The organism is Streptomyces sp. NPDC015532, from assembly GCF_043078065.1.
GTDB lineage: Bacteria > Actinomycetota > Actinomycetes > Streptomycetales > Streptomycetaceae > Streptomyces.
Genome location: NZ_JBIBSY010000004.1, coordinates 612,740 through 638,988, shown reverse-complemented (window position 1 = coordinate 638,988; position 26,249 = coordinate 612,740). Strand labels below are relative to the sequence as shown.

The 26,249-nt window shown below is 70.3% G+C and carries 25 protein-coding genes; 16 read left to right on the top strand and 9 right to left on the bottom strand.

Annotated elements, in window-relative coordinates; translation table 11 throughout:
• Positions 1–48: 48 nt before the first annotated feature.
• The 5 genes from ACF07B_RS17320 (at position 49) to ACF07B_RS17300 (ending at position 3,483) form a co-directional block, all read left to right on the top strand.
• A complete protein-coding gene (locus tag ACF07B_RS17320) occupies positions 49–504 on the top strand; it encodes an Lrp/AsnC family transcriptional regulator (RefSeq protein ID WP_266761447.1) in 456 nt (151 codons plus the stop codon).
• A gap of 83 nt (positions 505–587) precedes the next feature.
• Positions 588–1,751, top strand: coding sequence for an aminofutalosine synthase MqnE (gene mqnE / locus ACF07B_RS17315; protein ID WP_362405631.1), 1,164 nt, complete (start codon positions 588–590; stop codon positions 1,749–1,751).
• Position 1,752: 1 nt separating this feature from the next.
• A complete protein-coding gene (locus ACF07B_RS17310) occupies positions 1,753–2,286 on the top strand; it encodes a GNAT family N-acetyltransferase (protein ID WP_392179506.1) in 534 nt (177 codons plus the stop codon).
• A 169-nt stretch (positions 2,287–2,455) separates the two neighbouring features.
• Positions 2,456–2,761, top strand: coding sequence for a DUF4229 domain-containing protein (locus tag ACF07B_RS17305; RefSeq protein ID WP_369480629.1), 306 nt, complete (start codon positions 2,456–2,458; stop codon positions 2,759–2,761).
• A gap of 47 nt (positions 2,762–2,808) precedes the next feature.
• A complete protein-coding gene (locus ACF07B_RS17300) occupies positions 2,809–3,483 on the top strand; it encodes a TetR/AcrR family transcriptional regulator (protein WP_392179505.1) in 675 nt (224 codons plus the stop codon).
• A gap of 80 nt (positions 3,484–3,563) precedes the next feature.
• Here the strand turns inward: ACF07B_RS17300 and ACF07B_RS17295 are convergent, their stop codons facing one another.
• Entirely contained in the window at positions 3,564–4,583 is a 1,020-nt protein-coding gene (locus ACF07B_RS17295; RefSeq protein ID WP_392179504.1) for a MaoC/PaaZ C-terminal domain-containing protein, read from the bottom strand.
• Between the two features lie 499 nt (positions 4,584–5,082).
• Here ACF07B_RS17295 and ACF07B_RS17290 point away from each other — a divergent pair, with 499 nt between their 5' ends.
• A complete protein-coding gene (locus tag ACF07B_RS17290) occupies positions 5,083–6,987 on the top strand; it encodes an AMP-dependent synthetase/ligase (protein WP_392179503.1) in 1,905 nt (634 codons plus the stop codon).
• A 168-nt stretch (positions 6,988–7,155) separates the two neighbouring features.
• On the opposite strand, the gene ACF07B_RS17285 is transcribed toward ACF07B_RS17290, so the two are convergent.
• Positions 7,156–7,359, bottom strand: a complete 204-nt coding sequence (locus tag ACF07B_RS17285; RefSeq protein ID WP_010986243.1) for a cold-shock protein — start codon at positions 7,357–7,359, stop codon at positions 7,156–7,158.
• A gap of 343 nt (positions 7,360–7,702) precedes the next feature.
• On the opposite strand from ACF07B_RS17285, the gene ACF07B_RS17280 reads away from it, so the two are divergent.
• Positions 7,703–8,551, top strand: a complete 849-nt coding sequence (locus tag ACF07B_RS17280; protein WP_362405613.1) for a menaquinone biosynthesis protein — start codon at positions 7,703–7,705, stop codon at positions 8,549–8,551.
• A gap of 84 nt (positions 8,552–8,635) precedes the next feature.
• Entirely contained in the window at positions 8,636–10,516 is a 1,881-nt protein-coding gene (locus ACF07B_RS17275; protein ID WP_392179545.1) for a serine/threonine-protein kinase, read from the top strand.
• A gap of 137 nt (positions 10,517–10,653) precedes the next feature.
• On the opposite strand, the gene ACF07B_RS17270 is transcribed toward ACF07B_RS17275, so the two are convergent.
• The 4 genes from ACF07B_RS17270 to ACF07B_RS17255 form a co-directional block, all read right to left on the bottom strand.
• The gene (locus ACF07B_RS17270) at positions 10,654–11,751 is read right to left on the bottom strand and encodes a CU044_5270 family protein (RefSeq protein WP_392179502.1); all 1,098 of its coding nucleotides are present in this window, start codon (positions 11,749–11,751) and stop codon (positions 10,654–10,656) included.
• Positions 11,748–12,446 carry an RNA polymerase sigma factor gene (locus ACF07B_RS17265; RefSeq protein ID WP_392179501.1) on the bottom strand — a complete coding sequence of 233 codons (699 nt, stop codon included), beginning with the start codon at positions 12,444–12,446 and terminating at the stop codon, positions 11,748–11,750. Before ACF07B_RS17265 ends, ACF07B_RS17270 begins: the two co-directional genes overlap by 4 nt.
• 161 nt (positions 12,447–12,607) lie before the next feature.
• Positions 12,608–13,210, bottom strand: a complete 603-nt coding sequence (locus tag ACF07B_RS17260; protein WP_392179500.1) for a hypothetical protein — start codon at positions 13,208–13,210, stop codon at positions 12,608–12,610.
• Positions 13,211–13,277: 67 nt separating this feature from the next.
• Positions 13,278–17,843: an FtsK/SpoIIIE domain-containing protein gene (locus ACF07B_RS17255; protein WP_392179499.1), complete on the bottom strand. Its 4,566-nt coding sequence runs from the start codon at positions 17,841–17,843 to the stop codon at positions 13,278–13,280.
• A gap of 278 nt (positions 17,844–18,121) precedes the next feature.
• Here ACF07B_RS17255 and ACF07B_RS17250 point away from each other — a divergent pair, with 278 nt between their 5' ends.
• On the top strand, positions 18,122–18,427 hold the full coding sequence (locus ACF07B_RS17250) for a WXG100 family type VII secretion target (protein WP_365878159.1): 306 nt from the start codon (positions 18,122–18,124) through the stop codon (positions 18,425–18,427).
• Positions 18,428–18,496: 69 nt separating this feature from the next.
• Here ACF07B_RS17250 and ACF07B_RS17245 read toward each other — a convergent pair whose 3' ends face one another.
• The gene (locus ACF07B_RS17245; protein ID WP_392179498.1) at positions 18,497–19,189 is read right to left on the bottom strand and encodes a hypothetical protein; all 693 of its coding nucleotides are present in this window, start codon (positions 19,187–19,189) and stop codon (positions 18,497–18,499) included.
• Positions 19,190–19,264: 75 nt separating this feature from the next.
• Between ACF07B_RS17245 and ACF07B_RS17240 the strand changes: the two genes are divergently transcribed.
• The 6 genes from ACF07B_RS17240 to ACF07B_RS17215 all read left to right on the top strand — a co-directional run bounded on the left by ACF07B_RS17240 (position 19,265) and on the right by ACF07B_RS17215 (position 23,453).
• A complete protein-coding gene (locus ACF07B_RS17240; protein ID WP_369480620.1) occupies positions 19,265–19,567 on the top strand; it encodes a hypothetical protein in 303 nt (100 codons plus the stop codon).
• On the top strand, positions 19,567–20,850 hold the full coding sequence (locus ACF07B_RS17235; protein ID WP_369480619.1) for a putative T7SS-secreted protein: 1,284 nt from the start codon (positions 19,567–19,569) through the stop codon (positions 20,848–20,850). Before ACF07B_RS17240 ends, ACF07B_RS17235 begins: the two co-directional genes overlap by 1 nt.
• Before the next feature lie 78 nt (positions 20,851–20,928).
• Entirely contained in the window at positions 20,929–21,507 is a 579-nt protein-coding gene (locus ACF07B_RS17230) for a hypothetical protein (protein WP_392179497.1), read from the top strand.
• Complete coding sequence (locus ACF07B_RS17225; RefSeq protein WP_392179496.1) at positions 21,504–22,172, top strand: hypothetical protein; 669 nt, start codon at positions 21,504–21,506, stop codon at positions 22,170–22,172. Before ACF07B_RS17230 ends, ACF07B_RS17225 begins: the two co-directional genes overlap by 4 nt.
• Entirely contained in the window at positions 22,169–22,732 is a 564-nt protein-coding gene (locus tag ACF07B_RS17220; protein ID WP_369480616.1) for a hypothetical protein, read from the top strand. Before ACF07B_RS17225 ends, ACF07B_RS17220 begins: the two co-directional genes overlap by 4 nt.
• Positions 22,733–22,880: 148 nt before the next feature.
• Positions 22,881–23,453, top strand: a complete 573-nt coding sequence (locus ACF07B_RS17215; RefSeq protein WP_392179495.1) for a hypothetical protein — start codon at positions 22,881–22,883, stop codon at positions 23,451–23,453.
• An 11-nt stretch (positions 23,454–23,464) separates the two neighbouring features.
• Here ACF07B_RS17215 and ACF07B_RS17210 read toward each other — a convergent pair whose 3' ends face one another.
• Together ACF07B_RS17210 and ACF07B_RS17205 are read right to left on the bottom strand one after the other, a co-directional pair.
• The gene (locus tag ACF07B_RS17210) at positions 23,465–24,445 is read right to left on the bottom strand and encodes a hypothetical protein (RefSeq protein WP_392179494.1); all 981 of its coding nucleotides are present in this window, start codon (positions 24,443–24,445) and stop codon (positions 23,465–23,467) included.
• A gap of 50 nt (positions 24,446–24,495) precedes the next feature.
• On the bottom strand, positions 24,496–25,191 hold the full coding sequence (locus ACF07B_RS17205; protein WP_392179493.1) for a hypothetical protein: 696 nt from the start codon (positions 25,189–25,191) through the stop codon (positions 24,496–24,498).
• Between the two features lie 353 nt (positions 25,192–25,544).
• On the opposite strand from ACF07B_RS17205, the gene ACF07B_RS17200 reads away from it, so the two are divergent.
• Complete coding sequence (locus tag ACF07B_RS17200) at positions 25,545–26,195, top strand: hypothetical protein (protein WP_392179492.1); 651 nt, start codon at positions 25,545–25,547, stop codon at positions 26,193–26,195.
• The last annotated feature ends 54 nt before the right edge of the window (positions 26,196–26,249 follow it).

Genomic DNA, 26,249 nt, shown 5'->3' with positions numbered 1-26,249 from the left:
CGACCTCTCACGACTTCTCAGACCTTTTCAGCGGAAGGCTTCGATCGCATGGACGCGGTGGACAGGCAGCTCATCCAGGCCCTGAGGGAGAACGGCCGGGCCTCCTACGCGGAGCTGGGGCGCCTCGTCGGACTGTCGGGACCCAGTGTCACCGACCGCATCAACCGGCTGGAGGCGGCCGGCGTCATCACCGGGTACCGCGCGACGGTCGACTCGGCCTCGCTCGGTCTCGGCGTCACCGCCCTGATCGGGATCTCGCTCTCCGACGCCGCCGACCACGAGGACGTGGCGCGGCGGCTGCGCGACCTCAGCGAGATCGAGGACTGCTGGTTCATCGCGGGCGACGACTCGTTCATGCTCAAGGTGCGCTCCAGCGACGTCGACGGACTGGAGAAGACCATCCGGCGGCTGTCCGGGACCAAGGGCGTCTCCCGCACCCGTACGACGATCGTGCTCTCCACGAAGTGGGAGAACCGGGTCGGAGAGCTGCCCGAGGAGGAGTAGGCGCGAAACCCCTGGTGGGGGCCCTTCGCCGGAAAGGCGGGGGAGTACGGTTGGCAGCGTTCGTCACAGGGAGAGGTAATCGCATGGATGTCGGGCTCAAGCGCGAGCTGGAGGACAAGGTCCGGGCCGGTGAGCGGCTCAGCCGCGAGGACGGCATCGCGCTGTACGAGTCGGACGACCTGGCCTGGCTCGGCGGGCTCGCGCACGAGGTGCGCACGCGGAAGAACGGCGACGTCGTCCACTTCAACGTCAACCGTCACCTCAACATGACGAACGTGTGCACCGCGTCCTGCGCGTACTGCTCGTTCCAGCGCAAGCCGGGCGAGAAGGACGCGTACACGATGCGCATCGAGGAGGCCGTCCGCCTCGCCAAGGCGATGGAGGGCGAGAACCTCACCGAGCTGCACATCGTCAACGGCCTGCACCCCAGCCTGCCCTGGCGCTACTACCCGCGCTCGCTCAGCGAACTGAAGAAGGCGCTGCCGGACGTCTCGCTGAAGGCGTTCACGGCCACCGAGATCCACCACTTCGAGACCATCTCCGGGCTGTCGGCCTCGGAGATCCTCGACGAGCTGATCGAGGCCGGTCTGGAGTCGCTGACCGGCGGTGGCGCGGAGATCTTCGACTGGGAGGTCCGGCAGCACATCGTCGATCACCGCACCCACTGGGAGGACTGGTCGCGCATCCACCGCCTCGCGCACGAGAAGGGGCTCAAGACCCCGTGCACGATGCTCTACGGGCACATCGAGGAGCCCCGTCACCGGGTCGACCACGTGCTCAGGCTGCGTGAGCTCCAGGACGAGACCGGCGGCTTCCAGGTCTTCATCCCGCTGCGCTACCAGCACGACTTCGTGGACATGAAGGACGGCAAGGTCAGGAACCGCCTCCAGGCGCGCACCCAGATGGCGACCGGCGCCGAGGCGCTGAAGACGTTCGCCGTCTCCCGGCTGCTCTTCGACAACGTCCCGCACGTCAAGGTCTTCTGGGTCATGCACGGAGTCCAGACCGCCCAGCTCGCGCTCCAGCACGGCGCCGACGACATGGACGGCTCGGTCGTCGAGTACAAGATCACGCACGACGCGGACAACTTCGGGACGCCCAACAAGCTGACCCGCGAGGACATCCTCGACCTGATCCGTGACGCCGGTTTCCGCCCGGTGGAGCGCAACACGCGCTACGAGATCATCCGCGAGTACGAGGGACCGGACGCGGAGCGCCGCGAGTCGCCGCAGGCCATGCGGGTCTGACGTGGCGCTGGTCTTCGAACTGGACCCGGCGGTCACCCCCGGGCTCCGGGACGGTGTCGTCGCCCTGTGGGTGGACGTCTCGAACGCCGGCGGCTCCGTGGGCTTCGTCCCTCCGGTGGCCGCCGGCGACGTACGCCCCGAACTCGTGAAGCACTTCGTCGCCATGGCGGAGGGCCGCACCCGGCTGCTGGTCGGCCGGGACGAACGGGGCGACGTCGCCGCGACCGCCTTCCTCACGCACAACACCCACCGGCTGATGCGGCACTGGGTCTGGCTGTACACCGTGATGGTGCACCCGCGGCACCAGGGCAACGGGTACGGCCGGGACCTGCTCGCCGCCGCGGAGGAGGCGGCGGGCCGTCTCGACGGCGTCGAGGCGGTACGGCTGACCTGCCGCGGTGGCGAGGGCCTTGAGCGCTTCTACTCCTCCTGCGGTTACAAGGAGGTCGGACGGGTGCCGGGCGCGATCCGCGTCGCGCCCGGCGACGAGCGGGACGACGTCACGATGCTGCTGCCCCTCCCGCGCCGCGCCTGAACACCCCCGCCCGGTGACCGAGGACGCTCCCTCGCCGCGGCGAGGACCCCGCTCCGCGACCGGGGGTCCCCCGTCTCCGTGACCGAGGACCCCCTGCAAGATCGCTGTCCCGGCGTGCTTCACTGGACAGGGTTCTTTGGGAACGTTCGGAACGGAAGAGTGGATTGAGATGCTCCGCTACACACTGATGCGCCTTGGGATCTTCGTGGGCTGCCTCGTGGTCGTCTGGGGCCTCGTCTACTCCGGCGTCGCCCCGCGCGGCCTCGGCGACTCCAACTACATGTGGGTCGTCCTGCTGGCCCTGGTGATCTCCGCGCCGATCAGCTTCGTCGTCCTGCGCGGCGCGCGCGACCGCGCCTCGGTCGAGGTCGTCGCCCGCGTGGACCGCGCCAGGGCGAACCTGGACCGCAACCGCAACCAGGAGGACGCCGCCCTGGACGAGACCGCCCAGGGCGCCCCGAACCAGGCATCGTGAACCCGCTGCGCGCCCGGCCGCCCGGCGGTCCCTCGTAGGCTTGGCGCATGGGTGCTGTGAAGAACAAACGGATGCCGCGCGCGGTACGCGAACAGCAGATGCTGGACGCGGCTGTGCGGACCTTCGGGCAGCGTGGGTACCGAGCCGCGTCGATGGACGAGATCGCCGAACTGGCGGGCGTGTCCAAGCCGTTGGTGTATCTGTACCTGAACTCGAAGGAAGACCTGTTCACCGCGTGCATCCGGCGTGAGGCCAAGGCGCTCACCAAGGCGGTCCGCGCCGGAGTCCGCCCCGAACTGGCCGCCGACCGGCAACTCTGGGAAGGGCTGCGGGCGTTCTTCACCCACACCGCCGAGAACCCGGACGGCTGGGCGGTCCTGCACCTCCAGGCCCGTACGCACGGCGAGCCCTTCGCCGCCGAGGTCTTCGCGATGCGCGAGGAACTCGTCCACTTCGTCACGCAGTTGATCGTCGTCGCCGCACGCGAGGCGCACCGTGACCCGTCGCTGCCCGCACGCGAGGTCGCGGGGCTCGCGGAGGCGCTGGTCGGCGCCGCCGAGTCGATGGCCGCGTGGGCCAACGCCACCCCCGGCGTCTCGGCCCGGCAGGCCGCCGCCACCCTGATGAACTTCGCCTGGACGGGACTCGGCACCCTCATGCAGGGCCGGCCCTGGTCCCCGCCGGCCACGGGGATCCCGGCCCAGACCGTCGCGGAGGCCTGACACCTCGCGGCCCGCCGCACCACCGCCCGTGGCGGGCCCGCACGACAGCGCGTTGGTGCGCCGGGTGAGCACGGTGAGTCTCACGCGCGCGGTGGCCGCACCTCGCCGGTCAGATGGAGCCGCTCGCCGGAGCGGAGCTCGAACGACGATCCCCGCGCCGCGTACGTCACCGCCCCGGGCAGCAGTACCGGCGCCCTGAACTCGGCCCGTACCTCCGCCACTTGCCCCGGCCCGTACTCGGCGAGACAGCGGGCCACCGTCCACATGCCGTGCGCGATGGCACGAGGGAAGCCGAAGAGGCGGGCGGTGAGAGGGTGCAGATGGATGGGGTTGCGGTCCCCTGAGACGGCGCCGTAGCGGCGGCCGACGTCCGGGGCGAGGTGCCACTCGGCGAGCGCGGGCAGCGGCTGGGAGCCCCGGGGCCGTCCCGGCCCTTCGCGATGCCCGGGGCCCCTGTCGTGCTCCTGGCCCCGGTCGTGCTTCCGGTCCGGGGCTCCGTCCCGGTCCCGGTCTCGCTTCCGGTCCCCGTCCCGGTCGTGGTTCCGGTCCCGGTCGTGCTCGTGGGCCCGGTCGTGGTTCTTGTCCCCGTTCCGGGGCCTGTGCCGGGCGAGGTAGGTGCTCCTCGACTCCCAGACGAGCCCGCCGTGGACCCTGGCCTCGGTCAGCACGGTCGCCTCGGTGCCCCTCCGGTGCGGCGTCAGCTTCTCCACCAGCACCGCGAGTTCGTACTCCGCGCTCGCGGCGCACTCCTGGCGGCCGCTGATCTCGATCGAGGTGTGCACGAGCCCGAGCAGCGGAAGCGGGAACGCCCGCCCCGCGAGGATCCGCATCGCCAGCGGAAAGGCGAGCACGTGCGGATACGTGACCGGCAGGGCGTCCGCGCCGGTCGGGAAGCCGCACACCCTCTCGTAAGCGGCGAGGTGGGCGAGGTCGACCCGCACGCCGGAGAGGACGAGCCGGGTGGCGGGGACGGGGGCGTCCGGGCGGGGCCGCTTGAAGGGGGAGAGCAGGGCGCCGCGGGCCAGCAGCGGGACGAGCGAGGGGGAGCCGGCGAGGGTGCGGGTCCGCGGCTCGGGGCGGACGGGAGGCTGAACGCGCATCGGAGTCTCCAGGCGGACGGGAAGGTGCGGCTCTGGGCGGGTGGCGCGGCGCGGGGTTCGACGAGGGGGATTGTCCGGCATGCGGGCGGGCAGGAGGTGACTCTGGAGTAAGTTACCGGGGGTAAGGCTATGTCGGGGAGGGGGCGGAGGTCGAGATGGGCCACGGCGGTCCGCTGGGGGCGCGTCACCCGGGGGCGGGTCGAGAAGGCTTCGGCCGACCGGTGCCGGGTGTTCCGGCGGCAAGACCGCCGGGGTGTCCGGCGCCGCCGGCCGCAGGGTCCGAACGGGCACAGCTACCCCGGGTAACCCGCACCTCGCCTGCGGCAAAGCGTCACAAACTCCACACTCCGGCGCCGTAGGATCCCCGTCTCACCGGGTTGCCGAGACCCCTGAACCCCCCACTCCCCAGGGCCGTACGAGGATTCGCGCCCCGCGCGCACCTCCGAGCCCGAACACGCTTTGCACCCGCCCCGGCCTCCGGCCGACAAGGAGCCGCCCCGTGTCCAGCCCGTACTTCTCCGACTCCGTCCCGCCCCTTCCGGAGCCCGAGATCAGGCGGCTGGACGGTGTCGTGCGCGAGGTCGCGGTGCCGCCGATCGTGGGACAGGTGACGCACGGCTCCCTCGCGGACATCCCGTTCGACAACGCGGCCGCCGCTCCGCTGGAGCCGGTCCTCAGCCGGAAGACCCCGGACGGCGAGGGCTGGACGGACGTGAGCGCCGCCGAGTTCGCGGACGAGGTCCTCGCGGTGGCCAAGGGGCTGATCGCGGAGGGGCTGGTGCCGGGCGACCGGATCGCCATCATGGCCCGGACGACGTACGAATGGACGCTCCTCGACTTCGCCGCCTGGGCCGCGGGCCTGGTCACGGTGCCGGTGTACCCGACCTCCTCGGTCTTCCAGACCCGCTGGATCCTCCAGGACTCGGGGGCCGTCGCGCTCGCCGTGGAGTCCGTGGCGCAGGCCGCCGCGCTCGGCCCCGAGCGGGAACACATCCCCGACCTGCAGCACATGTGGGTCTTCGAGAAGGGCCACGTGGAGCGCCTCGCGGAGCTGGGCCGCGAGGTCCCGGACCAGGAAGTGACCGTACGGCGCGGGGTACTGGGCCCGGACACGCTCGCCACCCTCATCTACACCTCGGGCACCACCGGCCGCCCCAAGGGCTGCGTCCTGACCCACGGCAACTTCTTCGCCGAGGTCGACAACGCCGTCGAACTGCTCTACCCGATCTTCAAGGCCCGCACCCAGGACCCCGCCTCCACCCTGCTCTTCCTCCCCCTCTCGCACGTCTTCGGCCGCATGGTGGCCGTGGCCTGTCTGCGCGCGCGGGTCAAACTCGGCCACGCGCCGAGCCTCCAGACCGACGAACTCCTCGCCGACCTGGCCTCGTTCAAGCCGACCTTCCTGCTCGCCATCCCGTACGTCCTGGAGAAGGTGTTCAACACCGGCCGCGCCACGGCCGAACGGATGGGCCGCGGTTCCTCCTTCGACCGGGCGGCCCGGATCGCCCAGAAGTACGGCGAGGCCGTCGAGGCGAGGCAGCACGGCACCGGTCCCGGCCCGAGCCGGTCACTGCGCGCGGCCCGCGCCCTCTACGACCCCCTGGTCTACCGGCGTATCCGCAACGCCCTCGGCGGCAGGGTCCGGCACGCCATCTGCGGCGGTTCCCCGCTCGGCCGCCGGCTCGCCGCCTTCTACGCGGGGGCCGGGATCGAGATCTTCGAGGGCTACGGCCTCACGGAGACGACGGCCGCCGCGACCGTCACGCCTCCGCAGAAACCGCGCCTCGGCACGGTGGGCCGGCCGCTGCCGGGCACCCGCGTGCGGATCGCCGCCGACGGGGAGGTGCTGCTGTGCGGCGCACAGGTCTTCCGCGGCTACTGGGACCCGCACGCGGGCGGTGTCGTCGACGCCGCCCCGGACGGCTGGTTCGCCACCGGCGACATCGGGGAACTGGACGACGGCGGCTACCTCGCCATCACCGGCCGCAAGAAGGAGATCCTGATCACCGCGGGCGGCAAGAACGTCGCCCCGGCGCCCCTCCAGGACTGGCTGCGCTCCCATCCGCTGATCGCCCAGTGCATCGTTCTGGGGGACCGCCGCCCGTTCGTCTCCGCCCTCATCACCCTCGACCCCGAGGGCATCGCCCACTGGCGCCGGATGAACGGCAAGCACCCGGTTCCCCCGGAGCTGGTCATGGACGACCCGCAGTTGCTGGCCATCCTGCAGCGCGCCGTCGACGAGGCCAACCGGCTCGTCTCGCGCCCCGAGTCCATCCGCCGCTTCATCGTCCTGCCCGTCGACTTCACCGAGGAGGCCGGCCACCTCACGCCCTCCATGAAGCTGCGGCGCACGGCGATCGAGAAGGACTTCGGCAAGGAGATAGAGGCCCTGTACGCGACGTAGTCCCCGGGCCGGGGTGGCCGGGGCGCCGCGCCCGGCCGGGTTCACCACCTGCGGGTGGCGGGCGGCAAAGGCGAAAAAAGGCAGGAGCCCCGCGACCGGCTGGCGCGGGGCTCCTTGGGTACTGCTATCCGTTCCGGATCAAAGCATTGGGCTCATGGAGCCGAAGGCTTAGAGCGGGGTGACGTTCTCCGCCTGCGGGCCCTTCGGACCCTGCGTGACGTCGAAGGAAACCGACTGGTTCTCTTCGAGAGAGCGGAATCCGCTCGCGTTGATCGCGGAGTAGTGGACGAAGACGTCCGGGCCGCCGCCTTCCTGGGCAATGAAACCAAAGCCCTTTTCGGCGTTGAACCACTTCACGGTTCCGGTAGCCATAAGCCCTCCTTGGGCCCAAAGGGTTGCCCTGCTCCAGAACCTGCGATTGTGTAAACAACTGCATACGTCTGAAAACGACGAGAGCCCGCGGTCACATGCTCCGCAGGCTCTGTACTGCAAGGGAAACCAAACTGCAACTTGCGGCGAGCCTAGCACGCAGGCAGCCGAAAGCAATAGAGGCAAAGATCACGTCATCCGGACGGGTGTCTCGTGTCGGCCAGGGGCCTGACGTGCGTTGACTTCGAGGTGTCACGACGGTTGACACGAGGGGCCGGGACGGTTTCCACCCGTACACGCCGACCCTGAGGCCTGCCAGGTATCGCATGGGGTCTAGCCTCGCGATGTGGACAATTCTCGCACCCGGCCGCGCGTCGGCCACATCCAGTTCCTGAACTGCCTGCCCCTGTACTGGGGGCTCGCGAGAACGGGCACGCTCCTCGACTTCGAGCTCACCAAGGACACCCCCGAGAAGCTCAGCGAGCAGTTGGTGCGGGGGGATCTCGACATCGGGCCCATCACGCTCGTCGAGTTCCTCAAGCACGCCGACGACCTTGTCGCCTTTCCGGACATCGCGGTCGGCTGCGACGGCCCCGTGATGTCCTGTGTGATCGTCTCGCAGGTTCCCCTCGACCAGCTCGACGGTGCCCGCGTCGCCCTCGGCTCGACCTCGCGCACCTCCGTGCGGCTCGCCCAGCTCCTGCTGGCCGAGAAGGTCGGCGTGCGGCCCTCGTACTACACGTGCCCGCCCGATCTGAGCCTGATGATGCAGGAGGCCGACGCCGCCGTCCTCATCGGCGACGCGGCGCTGCGCGCCAACCTGCTCGACGGACCGAAGTTCGGGCTCCAGGTGCACGACCTCGGCGCGCTGTGGAAGGAATGGACGGGCCTGCCGTTCGTCTTCGCCGTGTGGGCGGCCCGGCGCGACTACCTGGAGCGCGAACCGCTCGTCACCCGCAAGGTGCACCAGGCCTTCCTCGCCTCCCGTGACCTCTCCCTCGACGAGGTCTCCAAGGTCGCCGAGCAGGCGGCCCGGTGGGAGGCGTTCGACGAGTCCGTCCTGGAGCAGTACTTCACGACGCTCGACTTCCGCTTCGGCGGCCCGCAGCTGGAGGCCGTACGGGAGTTCGCGCGCCGGGTCGGCTCGACCACCGGTTTCCCGGCGGACGTGAACGTACGGCTCCTTCAGCCGTAACGCTCCTTCAGCCCTGACGCCCCGGGCGCGCACGGCACTACGCTGCTGGGCAGTGTGTACGGGGGAGGGGGAACCGTGAGTGCCATGCAGCCGCTCGGAGCCGACGAACCCACGGTCGTGGGGCCCTACCGGCTGCTCGGCCGGCTGGGGTCCGGCGGCATGGGGCGCGTCTATCTGGGACGCAGCGCGGGCGGACGTACGGTCGCGGTCAAGATCGTGCATCCGCACTTCGCGCTCGACGAGGAGTTCCGCGCCCGCTTCCGCCGCGAGGTGGAGGCGGCGCGGCGGGTGGGCGGCGCGTGGACCGCGCCCGTCCTGGACGCGGACCCGGAGGCGCCGGTCCCCTGGGTCGCCATCGGCTACGCGGCCGGACCCTCACTGACATCCGCCGTCGTGGACGGCGGACCGCTCCCGGTGCACTCCGCGCGCGTCCTCGGCGCCGGTCTGGCCGAGGCGCTCACCGCGGTCCACGCGCTGGGCCTGGTCCACCGCGACGTCAAACCCTCCAACGTGCTGCTCACCCTCGACGGTCCGCTCCTCATCGACTTCGGCATCGCACGCGCCACGGACGGCACCGCCTCGCTGACCTCGACGGGGGTCTCGGTCGGCTCGCCCGGTTACATGTCCCCCGAGCAGATCCTCGGCAAGGGCGTCACCGGAGCCGCGGACGTCTTCTCGCTCGGCGCGGTCCTGGCGTACGCCGCCACCGGCGAGCCGCCCTTCCCCGGCGACTCCTCCGCCTCCCTGCTCTACAAGGTGGTGCACGAGGAACCGCGACTCGACCTGCTGGAAGGCGAGTTGCGCGAGCTGGTGGCGGCCTGCCTGGCCAAGCAGCCCGCGGCGCGGCCCACTCCGGGAGAGGTGGCCGTCCGGCTCGCACCGCAGGGCGCCGCCCGGCTGGTGTCGGCGGGCTGGCTGCCGGGCGCCCTGGTCGAGCGGGTGAGCCGAAGTGCCGTACAGCTGCTGAACCTTGAGGCGGCGGGGGCCGTGCAGGCGACGCCGTCCGGGCCGGTGGGCTTCAGCAGTCCGTCGGTGCAGGACGGCCGGGGCGCCGGGAGCGGGGCCGGGGCCGGAGGGCCGGCGTCCGGTGCGGTGGCGTCCGGTGAGGTGAACTCCGGGGCGGCGGCCGGGAGGCCGGGGCCGGGTGGTGGCTTCGGGCCGCCCCCGCCGGGCTTCGGGCCGCCGCCCGCGATGCCCGCGTACGTACCGGGGCAGGGCGGGGGCCGGGCCACCGGTCCCCAGGACGCCGTGCACCGCGAGGCGGGTTCGGACCGGGGGACGTCCGACCGGCCCGGCAAGCTCTCGGTCAGCGTGGCGGCGACCTCCGCGCCGGGGGCCGGCGGGCAGGGCCGCAGGATGAGCTGCACGGTCGCCCTCGCCGTCGCGGGAGCGCTGGCGGCGGTGACCGTGGGATCGGCGTTCCTCTTCGACCTGCTGCCGGGCAGCGGCAAGGACGACGCGGGGAGCGTGGCGGGCGGGCGTCCGTCGGCCACGGCGACCCGGAGCGACCCCGCCACCGATCCGTCGGCGAGCGCCACCCGGCCGGGCTCCACGGCGAGCGCCCCCGCACCGGACCCGACGAAGAGCGCGTCCGATCCCGGAAGCCGGCAGTCCACCGTCCCGGCCTCCTACCTCGGCACCTGGGAGGGCGACGGTCTCGGTCTCAGCGGCACCCTCCCCATGGGCACCTTCCGTGTCACCGTCCACCAGGCGGCCGTGGGCGAGGAGTTGGGCACCTTCCGGCAGACCGACCAGATCGGCGGCATCTGCGACGACGTCCTCGTCCTCAAGACGGTCACGAAGAAGCGGCTCGTCGCCACGAGTGTGGCCTCGGAGTCCAACCGGGACGTCTGCACCAAGGGCCGTCACGAGGTCCGGCTGACGCCCTCCGGCAGCGTCCTCACCTACGAGACGGACAACGCCGAGGCGGGGGACCCGGTGGCCCGGATGACGAAGGTCGGCTGATGTCCCGCACCGCCCAGTGAGGCCCGCACAGCCCCGAGGCCGCCGTCCTGGGACGGCGGCCTCGGGGCCGGTGGACAGCGGTGGGCGGCCGCGGGGCCGGTGGACACCGGTGAGCCTCAGCCCGTGGCGGCGGGACCTCAGTCCTTCTGCCCAGGCGTCTGCCTCATGCCGTCGACGATCGCGCGCTCGGTGATGGCGCTGATCCCGCGGACGGTGCCGGGCTTGATGACGACCCCGTCCTGGGTGACCGGCGTGACCTGCACGGTCCGCTCGCCGAGGAAGACATGGGTCTTCTTGTCGAAGATCCACTCCTCGCGTTCGCCGCTGGTCTCGTCCAGCCGCGCCACCGCGACGCCCGAGCGGCCGAGCGCGTCCTTGGCGTCGTTCACCACGACCACGCCCGGGATCTTCGCGGCGGCCTTGAACAGGGCCGAGTAGAGCTTCGCGGGCGGGTAGCTCTCGCCGAGCAGGTCACCGATCGTGGTGAACGCCTCCTGGTCGGGGGTGTTGCCGTGCCCCGCGGCCTCCTTGTAGATCAGCTTCAGCAGCTCGTCGGGGTCGGTGGTCAGCCGGGTCTGGAAGTCGTACGACGGGTGGTTCAGGCCGGCCTCGGGGGTGTTGCCCCGCTCGTCGGGCAGGCTCAGCGTCTCGCCCTCGGAGCTGTCGTTGACGGCCGCGTCGATCAGCCAGCCCTTGGTGCCGTCGGCGGACCGCCAGATCTGGCGCCGGTGCAGCGCGTAGCTGACGAGGCTGCTCTCGTCGCCGTCCGTCTTCACGAAGGTGCCGGAATCCTGGGACGCGATGTAGACGTACTGGCCGGGCCCGACCGTGGGGTGGGTCTCCTCGGCCGCCGCCAGGGAGACCTGGTCGATCAGTTGCGGCAGACCCTTGGTGGTCGTGGCGCCGACGGGGACGATCGCCGCGGGTCCGGTGGCGAGACCATCGTTGTGCACGCCGCTGTCGATCAGCAGCGTCCCGGCGACGACCGCGGCGGTCAGCGCCATCGCGGGCAGCGCGAACGCCGGGCGCAGCAGGCGGAATCCCCGGGGCTTCGGCAGGGCGGGGGCGGCCTTCGTGGTGCTCGTGTCCCGCTGGGTGTCCTGCTGGATGTGGGCCATCAAGCGCTCCTTGTGGAACTGGTGACGGCCCGCCGGGAGATCGCGCGCAGTCTGCGGGAGGAGAGGCGTGCTCTCCTCCCACTCGGCCGGACTCTGCCGGGACTGGGTCGCTTTCATCGATTTCCTTCCGATACGGGCCGGATCGAGTGGATGTGTTCTCCTCTTGTCTGTCGATCCGGCCGGCCGAGTTCCCGATTTCCCCGTACGGGTTTTCCCGCGCGTTCTTCGGCGCGGTGGCCCGTGTACGGGGCCGTCGCCGCCCGGTCGGTGGGGCCGCCGCCGAGTTCGGCCTCGGTGAGTCTGCGCAGCTTGGCGCGCGCCCGGGAAAGACGCGAGCGCACCGTTCCGACCGCGATGCCGAGAGCCTCGGCCGCGGCCGCGTACTCCAGCCCCTCCCAGAGGCACAGCGTCAGGACCTCGCGCTCGGGTCTGCGCAGTGCGGCGAGCGCGCGCAGGGCGGCGGCGATACGCCGTCGGTCGTCGAGCCGGCCCGCCACCTCGTCGGCATGGTCGGGCAGCGCCGTCTCGGCCTCCGCGGCGGCGCTCGCCGCCGCCCGGTAGCGCCGGTTGCTGCGATGGTGGCCACGGGCGATGTTGATCGCCACGCCCAGCAGCCACGGCCGCAGGCTGCCGCCCTCGGCGCCGACCCGGTCACGCAGCCGCCACGCCTCCATGAAGGTCTCGGCCATCACGTCCTCCGCCGCGGACCAGTCGGCGGTGAGGCGGAAGGCGTGGTTGTAGACGGCGCGGGCGTAGCTGTCGTACAGCTCGGCGAACGCGCTCGGATCCCCGGCACGTATCCGGGTACGCATGTCAGTGCTCACCCTCCTTAACTGTCGATCCGCGCACCCCGGGTTCCCGTGATCCGCGTCACAGGGGGCGGCGGGGGTGTCTCGTGCGGCAGTCAACCGGGGGTCCGGGGCCGGGCCGGGGGGCGGGCTCGGAGCGGGGCCGGGGCCGGGAGGGGCGGGGCTCAGGCGGACGGGGTCTTCTCGCGGGCGTTCGCGATCCTGATGAGCACGGTGATCAGCGCGGCGGCGACGAGCACGGTCGCGAGCAGGCCGACGGCCCAGACATACGGGTACTCGGCGTGGACCCAGCAGGGGTTGCCCCGGCTGTAGCACGCGGAGTCCCAGTCGCGCCGGTGCTTGGGGCGGAAGGCGGCGAACACGACCACGGCCCACAGGAAGCAGGCGGCGACTCCGGGCAGAGAGGCGAGCACCCAGCCGAGCGAGCGCAGTGGGCTCGTCTTCCACTTCATCCTGTCGAGTGTCACGATCACCGCGGCCAGTCCGAGGGGCAGTACCGCCCCGACGGTGGCCGCGAAGCCGTAGCCGTCGCCCGGCCAGGCGGGGGCCGTGCCGCCCCAGAGTTCGGATCCCCAGGTCATGACCATGAGCGCGAACCCGGCGAACGCCGCCATGGCGGCCAGCAGGATCAGACAGCCACCGAACGCCTCCCCCCGGGACGCCTTCTCCCTCGCCTGCGCCCACGCGGACGGCCGCTGCCGCACATGCTCGTAGCGCAGCGCCGCCCCCGCGGCCCTGCGCCGCTTCGGCTTCGCCGATCCGCTCACCGGACCGCCCCCTCTTCCTTCTGTTCCCTCTGTTCCTTTCGGTCCTCTTCCTTGCCGGCCCGTCGGGTCACATCGGTGTCGTCACCGTCATCGGCTCTCCGTCGCCGAGGTGCAGCAGGCCCTTGCCGGGGGCGACCGGTCCGCCGACCATGCTGCGGTTCGTACGGATGCCGATCAGCTCGCCCGCCGAGGAGTCCTGCGGAGACAGCAGGATGCCGCGGCGGCCCTTCTTCATCTCGACCTGCCAGCCGGAGAACCCGCTGCACACATCCTCCTCGTCACCCGCGATGACCAGTCCGAGACCGCGTTCGGCGCCGCGCTGCACGATCCGCTTGAAGACGGTCTCGGCGTCGCAGTCCTCCAGGACCTCGCCGTCGTCGACCAGGACCACGACCGGCTCCTCGGGCGTGGCCGAGTCGATGGCCTCGCGCAGATCGTCGCTCTCGATGTCGTCCTCGTCGAAGACCTTCAACACGCCTTCCTGGCCGTCCAGTTCGCGCAGCGGCGACGGGCGGGGCGCCGCGATGACCAGGCGTACCCCCTGGGCCAGATAGGACCGTGCCATGTTCATCAGCGTCGTACTGCGGCCGGACTTGGCCGGGCCCGCGACGACGAAGGTCGGAACACCCCGGGAGAGGTCCGGTCCGAAGCCCATGACGTCGTCGCCGCCGATGCCCACCAGGCTCCACAGCCTGGAGCGGGAGGCGTCCGGGTCGCGCATCTCCCACGCGTCCGCGAAACCGATCCGGGTGGGCAGCACGTCGACCCGGAACGGGCGGCGCTCGCGCGGCAGTCCGGCGTCGCGGACCGTGGCCGCCTCGCCGATCGCCGTGAGCGCCGCGGCCTGGCCCTGACCGGTGGAGTCCTCCGTGAGCAGGGCGAACTGCGTCTCGGTGCCGTGCTCGTTGCGGTAGCCGCGGCCGGGCGGGATCTCCTCGGGGATCTTGCGCGCGTTGACGCCGATCAGCGAGAAGTCGGAGCGGTCGGCGAGGCGCAGGGCGTACTTGTCCTCGGTGAGCGAGCCGATCCGGGTGGACAGGATCTGACGGTCGCCCGTCATCACCAGGTGCAGCCCGACGCTCGCGCCCTCGCGCATCATCGCGGTGAGCTGGTCGGTCAGATCGCCGTGGTCGTACTCGCCGAGCGTCGGCAGCCAGCCCTCCCACCGGTCGAGCAGCACCACGATGTGCGGGAGCCGCGCGCCTTCCGGCTCCGCGGCCCGCTGCTCGCCGATGTCGGCGAAGCCCTTGTCGGCCAACAGATCCTGCCTGCGGGTCAGTTCACCCTTCAGCCGGGCGATGAGGCGGACGACACGCTCGGTCTGGTTGCGGCCGACGACGGCGCCGCAGTGCGGCAGCCGGGTCAGCGCGTTGAGCGCGCCGTTGCCGCAGTCGATCCCGTACAGGTGGACGTCGGCCGCCGAGTGGGTGCGGGCCAGCGAACCCGCGATCGTCCGCAGGATCTGCGAACGTCCGCTGCGGGGCGCGCCGCCGATGAGCAGGTGCCCGAAGGAGGCGAAGTCCACGACGACCGGGCGGCGGGCCTGGTCGGCGGGCAGGTCCTCGACGCCGTACGGGGCGGGCGGCAGCTTGCCGGGACCGCCCGCGAACGCGGGCACGGTGATCTCGTCGAGCAGCAGCGTCTCGGAGAGGGCGGGCAGCCAGGGGCTGTGCTGGGGCGGGATACCGAGGGCCTGGTTGGCCTCGCGCACGGCGTCGACCAGCACCTTGAGGTCGGTGATCTCCTCCTCCTCGCGCTGTTCGGCCTTGGGCTTGACCAGCGCGGCCCGCCCGAGGTCCGTCCAGCCGAGCGGCCCCGCCCAGGGCGCGAGCGCCGCCGGGTCGGCGGCACCGGGCCGGCGGCCGCCGACGCGCCCCGACTGGAACGGTACGAGCGAGGCGTGCCCGAGACGGACGTAGGCGCGGCCCGGAGTGCTCTTGGAGATCTGCCCGGCCTCGGGGGAGTCGATGACATCGCTCGACTCGCCGCCGTCGGTCACGCGCAGCGCTATCCGGAGGTTGGTGTTGGCCCGGATCTCGGGGGAGACGACACCGCTCGGCCGCTGGGTGGCGAGCAGCAGGTGGATGCCGAGCGAACGGCCCCGCTGGGCGATGTTGACCAGTCCCGTCACGAAGTCGGGCAGGTCACGCACCATGGAGGCGAACTCGTCGATGACGATGAGGAGCCGTGGCACGGGCGCGTGCGAGGGATCACGGCGTACGAGATCCTGGTAGTCCTCGATGTCCTTGGCGTCGGCGGCGGCGAGGATGTGCTCGCGCCGCTTGAGCTCGGCGCCGAGCGATTCCAGCGCGCGCTCCACGAGATGGGCGTCGAGGTCGGTCACCATGCCCACCGTGTGCGGGAGTTTGACGCAGTCCTTGAACGCCGAGCCGCCCTTGTAGTCGACGAGGACGAAGGTCATGTTCTCGGGGGTGTTGGCCACGGCCAGCGACGCCACGATGGTCTGGAGCAGCTCCGACTTTCCGGAACCCGTCGTACCGGCGATCAGACCGTGCGGGCCGTCGCGTCGCATGTCGATGCCGAACGGACCGTCGTACGACTCCCCGATGACCGCCGTCGTCGACTGCCCGCCCAGCCGCCAGCGCGCGCCGATCGCGTCCCCGGTCGGCGGCTCCAGCTGAAGCACGTCGAGCAGCCGGCTGGCGCCGGGGAGGGCCGAGTCCTCGGTCTCGCCGCTGATGTCGCGCAGCGCGGACAGGGCCCGGGCGAGCCGGGAGCACCAGGGGGCCGACACGAAGTCGGGCCGTACGTCCTGTACCCGTGCGACGCCCGTCTGCTGCACCCGCAGCCGCAGTTCGAGCGCCTTGGACGTCCCGGTGGCGGAGTCGTCGGTCTCGGTGGCGTGCCAGGCGTGGAAGGAGGGGAAGCCGCCGGGGGCGGCCGGCGCGACCCCGGCGGGCCGCCGCTCGCTCGTGTGCTCCTCGGGCTTCGGCTCCGCGATGACGATGGCCTGGCACTCGCCGGGCAGGAACCGCTCCTCGGCGTCCAGACAGATCGCGTACATGGCCATGGCCGGGCCCTCGCGCAGCAGCCGCACCACACCGGGCATGGACCGCAGCCGCCGGGATCCGTCCCAGACGACGACGATGTCGGGATCGCTGAACGAGGCCTTGTTGCCGTTCTGCCTGGCGGCCTTCTGGCGGGCGTCGAGGAGCTGGGTGAGCTCGCCGATGCGGGCGCCGACGGTCTCGGCGTCCGTGCCGATGAGGACGTTGGCGTCCTGGGCGCCGGCGGGCCTGCTGTGCGGGAGCCAGCGCACCCAGTCCCAGTCGTCCTGGCCGCTGTTCTCCGTCAGGACGTAGAACTGGACGTCCAGCGGGCTGTGCAGGGCCGCGGTCTGCGCGACGGCCCAACGGCCCAGCGCCTGGGCCGAGTCGCCGGGTCCGGCGATGCCGACGACCCCGCGCTCGGCGAGCGGCAGGGCGACCGGCGCGTCCTCGATGCTCCAGGTGACCTGGCGCTTGTGGTCGTCCTGCTCGGGGTCGTCGAGCACGACCTCGGACGGCAGCCGTCCGGTGCCGACGCGCAGCAGCAGATGGTCCGCGTCGGTGCGCCGCCGCTCCCACAGCCGGGTGCGCGGTCCGGTGCCCAGCGACAGCACGGTCGCCGGATCGGGGATCGCCCGGCGCCGGTCGAGGCGCTCGGCGAGCAGGGCCTCCTGGGCGTCCTTCTCGATCCGCGCCTTGTGCTCGTTGTACTCCTTCACCTGCTTGGCATGGGACTTGCGGCCCTGCTTCTTGTCCATGAGGTAGTTGCCGAGCATGATCAGCGGGCTCAGCAGCGCCATGATCATGTAGTACCAGCGCCCGAAGACCATCACCATGACGACGGCGCTGACCAGCGGCGTCAGTGCCATCAGCCAGGGCAGCGGACGGGCCTCGTAGTCCCGTACCGGGCTCGGCAGCCGGAACTTGGTCTCGCGCTCCGGCGGACGCAGCCGGGGCGGCCGGTTGTAGTCGAGCGCGGCGCCGTCGTCCGACCACTTGAGCGCGGCGTCGGGCTGTGTGTAACGGTCCAGCTGGAGAAGGGTGTTGCCGACCGCGACCTGCCCGCCGAGCGGCCAGTCGTCGCCCTCGCGCTCGGTGAGAGCCGTTCCGTCGAGGGTGACGCCCTCCTTCTCCCCGTGCGCGACGACACCGCAGGTTCCGTCCGTTGCAACTGACAACGTCAGCGCCCTTTGCGGAAGTTCGGGATCGTCGATCCTGATGGGTGAGGCCGCCCCGGCGCCGATGTCGTACCGGCCGATCCCGAGCCGGTGCACGGCGCCGGCCGACGGACCGCCCGCCACCCGCAGTTCGACCAGTCCGGTCGGTTCGCCGGGCAGACATCCGGCGGGGTCGTGCAGGCTCACGACGGCGCCCTCGCGCAGCGGCGAGGTGGCGATGGTCGCGGCGGGATCGACGGGATACCCGTCGACGTACGCGACCGGCGCGCCGCCGCCCGCGGCCCCCTGGTGATGTCCGAGGGGGATGATCTGCGCACCGCCGTCGTAACCGACGTGCGCTGCGAGCTCTTTGGCGATGTCCCCCACCGAGGACTCGGGATCCGCGTCGAGAACCACGTCGGCGGTGGCGCCGCCGAGCGGGTCGACGACGGTCAGAGTCAGCCGCACGCTCGTCCTCCCCCAGACACCGAGGGCCGCTTCCGGAACGCGGGCCACAGGTGCTCTCGACGATAGCCGCTCACCGCTTCCCGCAGGCAACGGCCCGTGTGAGGGAACCACGAAGGCCCGGGACGGGAACGGTCCTTGGTGCGGGCTCGTGACACAACCGGGGTGTGCTCCTGCAAGCGCCGTAAGTAAGCTGCTTGCTCGATGCGGGCGATCGCACCATCCGCATCAGGAGCCACGGGGGTTGGCCCTGCGGCGAGTTGAAGCATGGAGGACGCCACATGGCCGGCGGCAAAGACGCGGACATCACTTACGAGAAGATGCGGGGCGCTGCCAAGCGACTGGGCCACGAGAAGGAGAAGATGGAGGACAAGCTCCACGGCCTCGACAGCTACATCGACGGCCTCGTCGCGGACGGTTACACCACGTCCAAGGGCTCCCAGGCCTTCGACGACTCCTTCAAGGAGTTCACCAAGGGCATGAAGGAAACCCTTGAGGGCCTCAAGGGCATGGCCAAGTTCCTGGACGACGCGGCGAAGGCGTACGAGGACCTGGACGACCAGCTGGCCAAGGGTGTCAAGGGCTAGAAGCGCCCGCGAGCCACGTGCCGCACTGCGTGCGATGGGGCACATGCCGTGTCCCATCGCACCGTCATGTCAGACGTCGGAGGTGTGGGGCCCCTCGGCCCGTGTCCGCCGCATCAGATACATGTGGAGTTCGCTGCGCTGCTCCTCCGTGGTGAGCATCAGCCAGGAGCCGTCGGTGAAGCGGATGCGCAGCTTTCGGTTGTCGTACTCGGGCAGAGGGTCCTCGACGACCGCCGTTCCCGCGGGAATCTCGGCGACGACGCGCATGCGGTCCTCCCTGCGGACGGACACCCGCTTCGGCGGGGCGGCCAGCACGATGCGGCCCTCGGCCAGCATGACGAAACGTTGGTGGTGGGAGGAATGGCCGTACCAGCGCAGCAGGAACTGTCCCGCGGCCTTGTCCCAGTCGCCGTCGAAGGTGTCGTCGAGGCCCTGCTCGACGATGGCCTTGTCCCGACTGTCGGTCGCGAGGTCGTCCGCTCGGCCACGGTCGCGCTCCTCCTTCGTCGACAAGAGGCGCTTGAGGGCCTGCTCACCGGAGGCGAGGAGGCTGAACAGCATGGCGATGGGCATCAGCGGTGCTACGAGTACGGCGCCGAGGATGCCGAGCGGCCGGAGGAACGCGGGTCGCAGTGGGCCCGCGCCGGCCGCCTGGTGAACGTCCGCCGGAGGTTGAGGGACCCGGCCTATCGCGCACCACGCACCGGCGTCCGGAACGACGCCGAGGCGGTTGCGTGCTGTGCGGTCGCTGCTCCTGGACAACTCGTCTCACCTTCCTCGCTGCTGGCGGGCGAAGTATCGCAGCAGTGTCTCATGTTCACGATGGGGAATTAATCGATGGGTGACAGAACCGCTTACGACCTGGACCTGATCAAGGAGTGTTCTCGTTCGCTGGGAAAGATTCACCGTGAGTTCGAACAGCACGGAAATCCGGCGGACGGTTACAACGACGCACTCGGCCATGGTGGATTGAAAGATGCCTTCGACGATTTCGGCGGCACATGGAAGAAGACGCGCAAGCATCTCATGAAGGAAATAAAGAAGCTTGCCGAAGCGACATCGGTCGCGGCTCAGAAATATGAGGAGATAGACCACGAGTTGGCCAATGCCATATCGGGGGCCAAGGGGAAGGGCAAGTAGTGAGCAGGCGATCGAGCGACTGGCCGCCCCTGTGGGACGAGGATCCGACGCCCGGAGACCCGCATGAAGTGGCGGCACTTGGAAGCAAGTTGCGCAAGACGGCCGAGATGATCGATGAACAGGCCCGGGTCATCAAGGCGTTGTCGTCCGTGGAGGGGTGGGACAGCGACGCGGGGCGCGCCTTCAACGAAGTGGCGGACGGCGCGGGTGACCGACTGCAGAAGGCGTTCGAACGGTACGACGAGGCGGCGAACGCGCTCGGCGAGACGGTCGCGGACGGAGAGTCGAAGGAGTTCGCCGGAGAACTGCACCGCGCACAGCGGAAAGCCGACAAGGCGCTGGCGGACTACCGGGAGGCCAAGGACGATCACGACATGGCGGAGCGGGAGGTGAAGAAGTTCACGGACAAGTACCTCGTCACCGAGATCCCCGAGGCGGACAGGCCTGAGTACGAGCGCTGGAAGAAGAAACAGAACGAGGCGCTGCACAGGATCGGCCAGGCACGGAAGGACGTGTCGGACGCCAGGGACATTTTTGACGACGCCGGAGATCGTGCGGCCCGCCACATCAGGGACGTCGTGCACCACGACGCCGTTCGGGATCCCGGCGGATTCATGAACTGGCTCGCCGACTGGGCGGATACGTTCTCCAATCTTTCGGCCATTCTCTCGGTGCTGGCGGTCGTCTGCGCGTTCGTCCCGCCGCTCCAGTTCCTGGTGCCCATCTTCGCCACCCTCGCGGTTCTCTCCAGCGCCGCGGCACTGGCCGGTCACGCGTACGACATGTCCGTGCGCGGCGGCAAGGTCGACTGGCTGAAGCTGGGCACGGACGCTCTGGGCATCCTTCCCGGGCTGGGGTCCCTCAAGGGCTTCCGGGCCCTGGTCGGCCTCAAGGGCATGGCGAAACTGAGGGCGTTCGGAAAGCTCGGCACCTTCGGATCCTTCAGGGGCCTCGCCGCCGTGGACGGGATCGGCCACAACTTCCTCAACGGCTTGAGCGTGACCTTGACCAACAAGACGTTGGCCGGCGGGCTGAAGCTGGGCCAGAAGCTGGGCGTCTCAGGCCTTCCGGAAAAGTTCGTGCCCATAGGCGGCAAGGAGATCACGGCCGCCATCAAGGGGACGGGCCTCGCGAGCGCCCTTCACCGGATGTTCAGCGGGGAGAACGGCGGGACCACCGGGTACCAGCCGCCCGCTCAGCAGCCCTCACCGACTCCGGCGCCCACGCCGAGGCCTTCTCCCGGTGCCTCGCCGAAGCCCTTCCACGCCGCGCTGGCCGCCTAGCCCGCATCCGGGGCGAACACAGCAGGAACGGGGAACACGGCATGACCGGACGAACAGCATGAGAGGAGCAGGGCGTTGGTGAGTGACACAAGCGAACTCGGAGAGTGGGAGTTCATCGGCCGCAGGGGCGGGGAGCCTGCTCGGCTGGTACCCGGCGAGGTGATCGCCGGGGTTCCCGGGGCTCGGAGGCTGGCCGAAGAGGCGGGCCGTGAGGTCGGCTTCGACTTCCTGGACGACCGGGCGGTGCTCCGGATGCTGAGGCTTCGGCACCAGGACGAGCAGGAGATGTTCAGCGCCGGTTTCAGGACCGGGGTTCCGCTCGCGCTCGTCGGCTTCGGCGCCGCGGTGTACTGGGGTGGCGCGGCCCAGTACTGGGAGTCGGACAGAGCTCAGCTCGTCTATCTCGCCGCGACCGGAGTCGTCGTTCTGATTCTGCTGGGTCTGTGGATTCGAGCCGCGGTGGTTCATTGGGGCGACCCGGCCCGGCAGAATCTGCGGGCCCGGGCTCACAGGTACCGCGCTGTGGCACACGCTGCCCGCGACGGGGGAGCGGACGTCCCCGCTCACTACCCGCACTACGGTCCGTACCCCTTCGCTGCCACGTACCGACCGGGCGTGGATGAAGCGAGTGTTCCCGACGGAGAAGAACAGTCATGACGGCGATATCAGTCGAGGGCGAACTTCGGGGCCCGGCCGGTGAGAACGGCATAGACGTCCGCTGGATCATGCCGGACGGCTTCTTCGAGATCCCGCTGGACGCGGAGGATCTGGACGAGACCGCAGAGCAACTGATGCAACTCGCACGCGATGTGATGCCGGAAGCCGACTTCGACGTACAGCTCCAGTGGGCTGTCATGTGTGCCGCCCACTACGACTCCATCATGGAAGCCGGAGTTCAGTACGCGGGGTTCGTCCTCACCGAGGTGGAGGGCACCCGGTGTACGGCCACGGTGACGGTGAGCATGATCGACCTCGACACCCGGGCAGGATCCAACCCGGTCGGATTCATGGGCTCTTCGATGCGGCACCTCGGCATCGGGCAGGTCAGCGAGATCGAACTGCCGTGTGGCCCTGCCGTCTGCTGTATCGGGGACCGCAAGGGCAGCCTGGACGGCAGTCTCACGGGGTCGGGCAAGGACGAGGCGGTCCGGACGTCCTTCATCCAGGTCCAGGTGCCGCTGACGAACGGGACCGCCGTGGTGATGGAGATGGGTACCCCCACCCCCGAGGGATGGGACGTGTTCTCGTCCATGTTCGCCGGAGTCGTCAAGAGCGTGCGTCTGTTCGACGCCGAGGGCGAGCCCGTCGTGATGCCGGGATGACGACCGGGCCGGACGTGTCGGCGCGTCCCAAGGACTACCGACTGCTCGTTCCCCGCGAATGGTTCAGGATCGACCTGGTCCAGGACCGGTGGCGCAAGCAGCTGAAGACGTTCGTGGACCTCCAGGCGTCCGGCAAGAACGCCCCGGCGGAGGTCAAGCAGGAGGCGTGGGCCGGCCTTCGCAACACTGCCGAGTCCGCCGTCGCGAACGGTGCGCTGGAGTTCTTCCTGCGGCCGGAGCTGCGCGACGGCAGCGTCATGCCCGTATCGCTCGTCGTGTCGCTGATGCCCAGGCCGGGCGCTCCGACGCCCAGGGACCTCCTGGCCTCGTTCGAGGAGAGGGAGCACCGGAGCGGACGGGGTGCCGAGGTTTCGATTGTCGTCCTTCCGGCCGGTGAAGCGGTCCGGATCCGCACGCGGACCACCCTGGACCTGTACGTCCACATGCCGGGAACGGCGGGCTATCTGGTGCTCGGCTTTGTCGTACCTGTCACCGGGGTCACCGGTCCCATGGAACGGCTGTGCACCTCGATCGCGGGGTCCCTGCGCTGGGTCATGTGATCCCCGGCGACACGCGGCCCACTCCCGCGTCGGACGCGAACCCCGGCCTTCCGGCCGGTCCACGGCTCCCTCGCCGACGCCGCGTCCAAGCCCTTCCCCGACCTCGTTCCACGCCGCACCGGCGCCTGCCGGACAGGGAGAGATTCACGTGGGTGACTATCACGCCCTCAAGCCCGGACGATTCGTCGACGACCAGGGGACCGCGCACGACATGGTCCCCTCGGAGGTCGTCGCCGCCGTCCCCGCCGCCAAAGCGGCGGCCGAGCGGTTCGGGCGAGAGGTGCGCTTCGACTTTCTCGATGACCGGGCCGTCCACTGGATGCTGTTCCAGCGGCGCCAGGACACGGAGAAGGCCGGTGTTCTCGGCTGCCTCGCCGCGATTCCGCTCTTCGTCTTCGGACTCGGGGCATGGCCCTTCTGGGACCTGGTCGCGTCCGGCAGGTCCCGCCCGTTCCAGATCGCGTTCATCGTCGTCGACGCGCTGATCGTCTGCGCGTCGCTGGTGGGGACCTATCTGGTGCGGCGCCGGAGCCTGCTCGACCCGACCGACAGGAACGTACGGGCCAGGGCCCGCCTCTATCGCAAGATCGCCGCGATCGCCCGCCACGGGGGCGCCGACATTCCGCTCCTGTACCCGTATTACGGAAGGTACGCGACGTCCCGGAAGTTCTTCCCCGACGCTCCCGAGCGCCCCGTCCCGCAGCGGGAACAGGCTCCCTGACCAGGGTGATGTCATCGGTTGACGGACTGGATCTCCTGGACGGTGATGTCCTGGGTCGTTCCGAAGGTGCCGTCGGGCAGGTCGCCGCCTGCGCCTCCGGTGCCGGTCCAGGTGACCGCCCAGGTGATGGTGGCTCGGAGTTCGTAGGTGCCGTCGCCCGATGAGCGCAGGTACTTGATGCCGCACGGCGGTGTCTCGCCGGCCTTGCCCTTGGCGTAGGGCTCGCCGATCGAGTGGTCGTCGTTCAGCCGGCATTCTCCGGAGGCCGGGTAGGTCTCGGCGTCGCTCGTGCCGGGTTCCAGCTTGAGGGAGACGGGCTTCGCCGTGGTGGTCGCCGAGATGTCGAAACCGGCGACGTCGAGCGACGCGGTGACGGACACGTCCTTGAAGGTCGCCTTGTCGAGCCAGGCCCAGGTGGGCAGGTTGACCTTCGTGATGTCCCGGGGGGCGAGGGTGACCTTGGTGTCGGGGAGCTGGATGGCGTTGTAGGCGGCTTCGGCGAGAATCCTTGGCGTGACGGCCTGGGGGACACCGGGGTCGTCGTCGTTCGCCACCCAGAAGGGCAGTTCACCGCATTCCATGCTCGCGGGGTCGTCGAGACGGTCGGGATTCTGGACGGCGACCCACCAGGCCCCGTCGTCGGCCTTGTCCCCGTTGTAGTCCTTGTACTTGCCGTCCTTGTAGATGTCCCGGAACTGACCGACCGCCGACTTCGCGTAGTTGGCCTGGCCCGGGGTGTTGATCGTGTCCTCGTACATGGTCTCGACGTACTTCTTGAACTCGGCGACAGAGCGCGGCTCGTACCAACACGCGGGCGGCGTCCAGCCGCCCACCGGCTGAACGGTGGCGCTGTTGCCGCCTCTAGGGCGGACGGAGCCGGAGTAGGTCACCTGGGAGACAAGAGTTCCGGCGTCGGAGTGGGCGCTCTGCTGGGTGTGGCCCTGCGTGCCCGCGCCGGGGGGCCAGTCGGCGAAGGCGGTGGTTGGAATCATCGCGAGCGTCCCCGCCACGGTCCCGACGACGAGGAGTCGACCAGGCGTCGCTATGCGGTGCACGACTTGTGTCCCCTCTGCGACGTGAGCTTCGTCGTCTGCCAGACACCCTTCTCGTTCCTCTCGAGTCGCGTCGTGTAGAGGACGTAGGACTTGGCAGTCACGGCCGTTTTGATGACCTTGCCCGACTTCCGGTCCTTCGCGAAGGCCTTGGACTGATCCTCGCAGTACACGACGCCCGCCGAAGCGGAGTCGAAGAGGTCGATCTTGGCGTTGTAGTAGCGGTTGACGCCGGTGATCGAATAGCCGTCCTTCGCGATGGACGTGACCCAGTCCCCGGCGTCGCCCAGAGCGGTGCCGCTGTAGTAGTAACCGAGAGCGGGCAGTTCGGCGTCGCCCTTGGCGATGGCGTAGTTGGTCGCGTCGATCCTCCGTGCGGCATCCGCGAGAACCGCGTCCTTGGCGGCGTCGCCGGTACTCCAGTTCTCGAACCTGTCGCTGAGGTCCTTCGGAAGAGTGATGTCCGGCCGGTCGGCGTCGTCCGGAGCGCTCGCGCTGGGGGAAGCCGGACCCGTGCTTCCCTGGTCCGCGCCTGCGATCTTGTCGTTCGCCTTCGGGGCGTCGTCCCCGCCGCCGCAAGCCGTCAGCAGCAGGGCTGTTGTCGCGGCGAACGCGGCAGCAACGGGCAAAGAGCGGCGCTTCACAGTGGACTCCCCGTGGGACATCGGTTGAACGAAGTCGGTCAAGGGCAATGACGGTATCCGTGGGGCGCTTGGTTTCGCCAGGTTGAAACCGCCCTGTGGATGGGGTCATACGGGGCTGTTCCGGCCCGAACGGAGCCCCGTTGGCGCCTGATCGTGTTCCTGGACACATCCGCCGGTGCCGCGACGCGCTCGCTTCCACACCGCGCCCCCACATTTGCGTTCGGCACCTTCACACCGTCCCGCGAGCGGGGCTACGGCCTGGGACGGTGGGTGGCGCGGGGTCCTCGCCGGCCTCACCTCGTAGGCTGACCCGAGCCGAACAGGTCGAACAGACACGTCGAACAGACAGGGCCGGTTCGCGCAGAAGGACGGACCATCAACCCGGGGGGCGCGCCATGGACCGCTACATCGAAACGCTCACCGTCGAGCGCGGCGGATTCCGCATCAAGGTGCCGGAGTCCTGGTGGGAGTTCGACGTGCGGCCGGAGTCACGGGACGACTCGATCCGGCGGATGGTGAGCGAACGGGTCGAGGGGCGCCCGGAGTTGGCGAGGCATCGCGACACCTACATCGGCTTCCTCCGCAGGGCCGCGGCCGATGCCTGGAAGTCCGGTGCCCTGTACTGCGGCTGCATGGCCGAGTCCTTCGGCGGCGACACCCCGATCACCGGCTCGGTCACCGTCTCGATCGTCGGCGGCCGCTCGCGGACGGGCGAGGCCCTCTCCACCGACCCGGGGGCCATCGCGGGTCAACTCGCGGCGCGGGAGGCGAAGAAGGAGGGTGACGCCTGGCGCAAGGTGACCACCGTCGAGATACCCGGCGTAGGGCCCGCCGCGAGGACGTACGGCATCGAGGACATCGTCGTCCCCGACGACAGCCTCCAGCGCACGATCCGCGCCGTGCTCATGCAGACGTTCATCCCCGTGCCCGGTCAGGAGGGCAAAGTCGCCCTGGTCGCCGGCAGCAGTCAGGTCCTCGACCTCGCCGACTCCTTCTTCGACGTCTTCGACGCCGTCACCTCGACGTTCCGCTTCGTTGGCCGGTAGGACCGGCAGCCCCACGGCGGCTTCCCTTTCTCACCTCGCGCCCATCCAGTAACT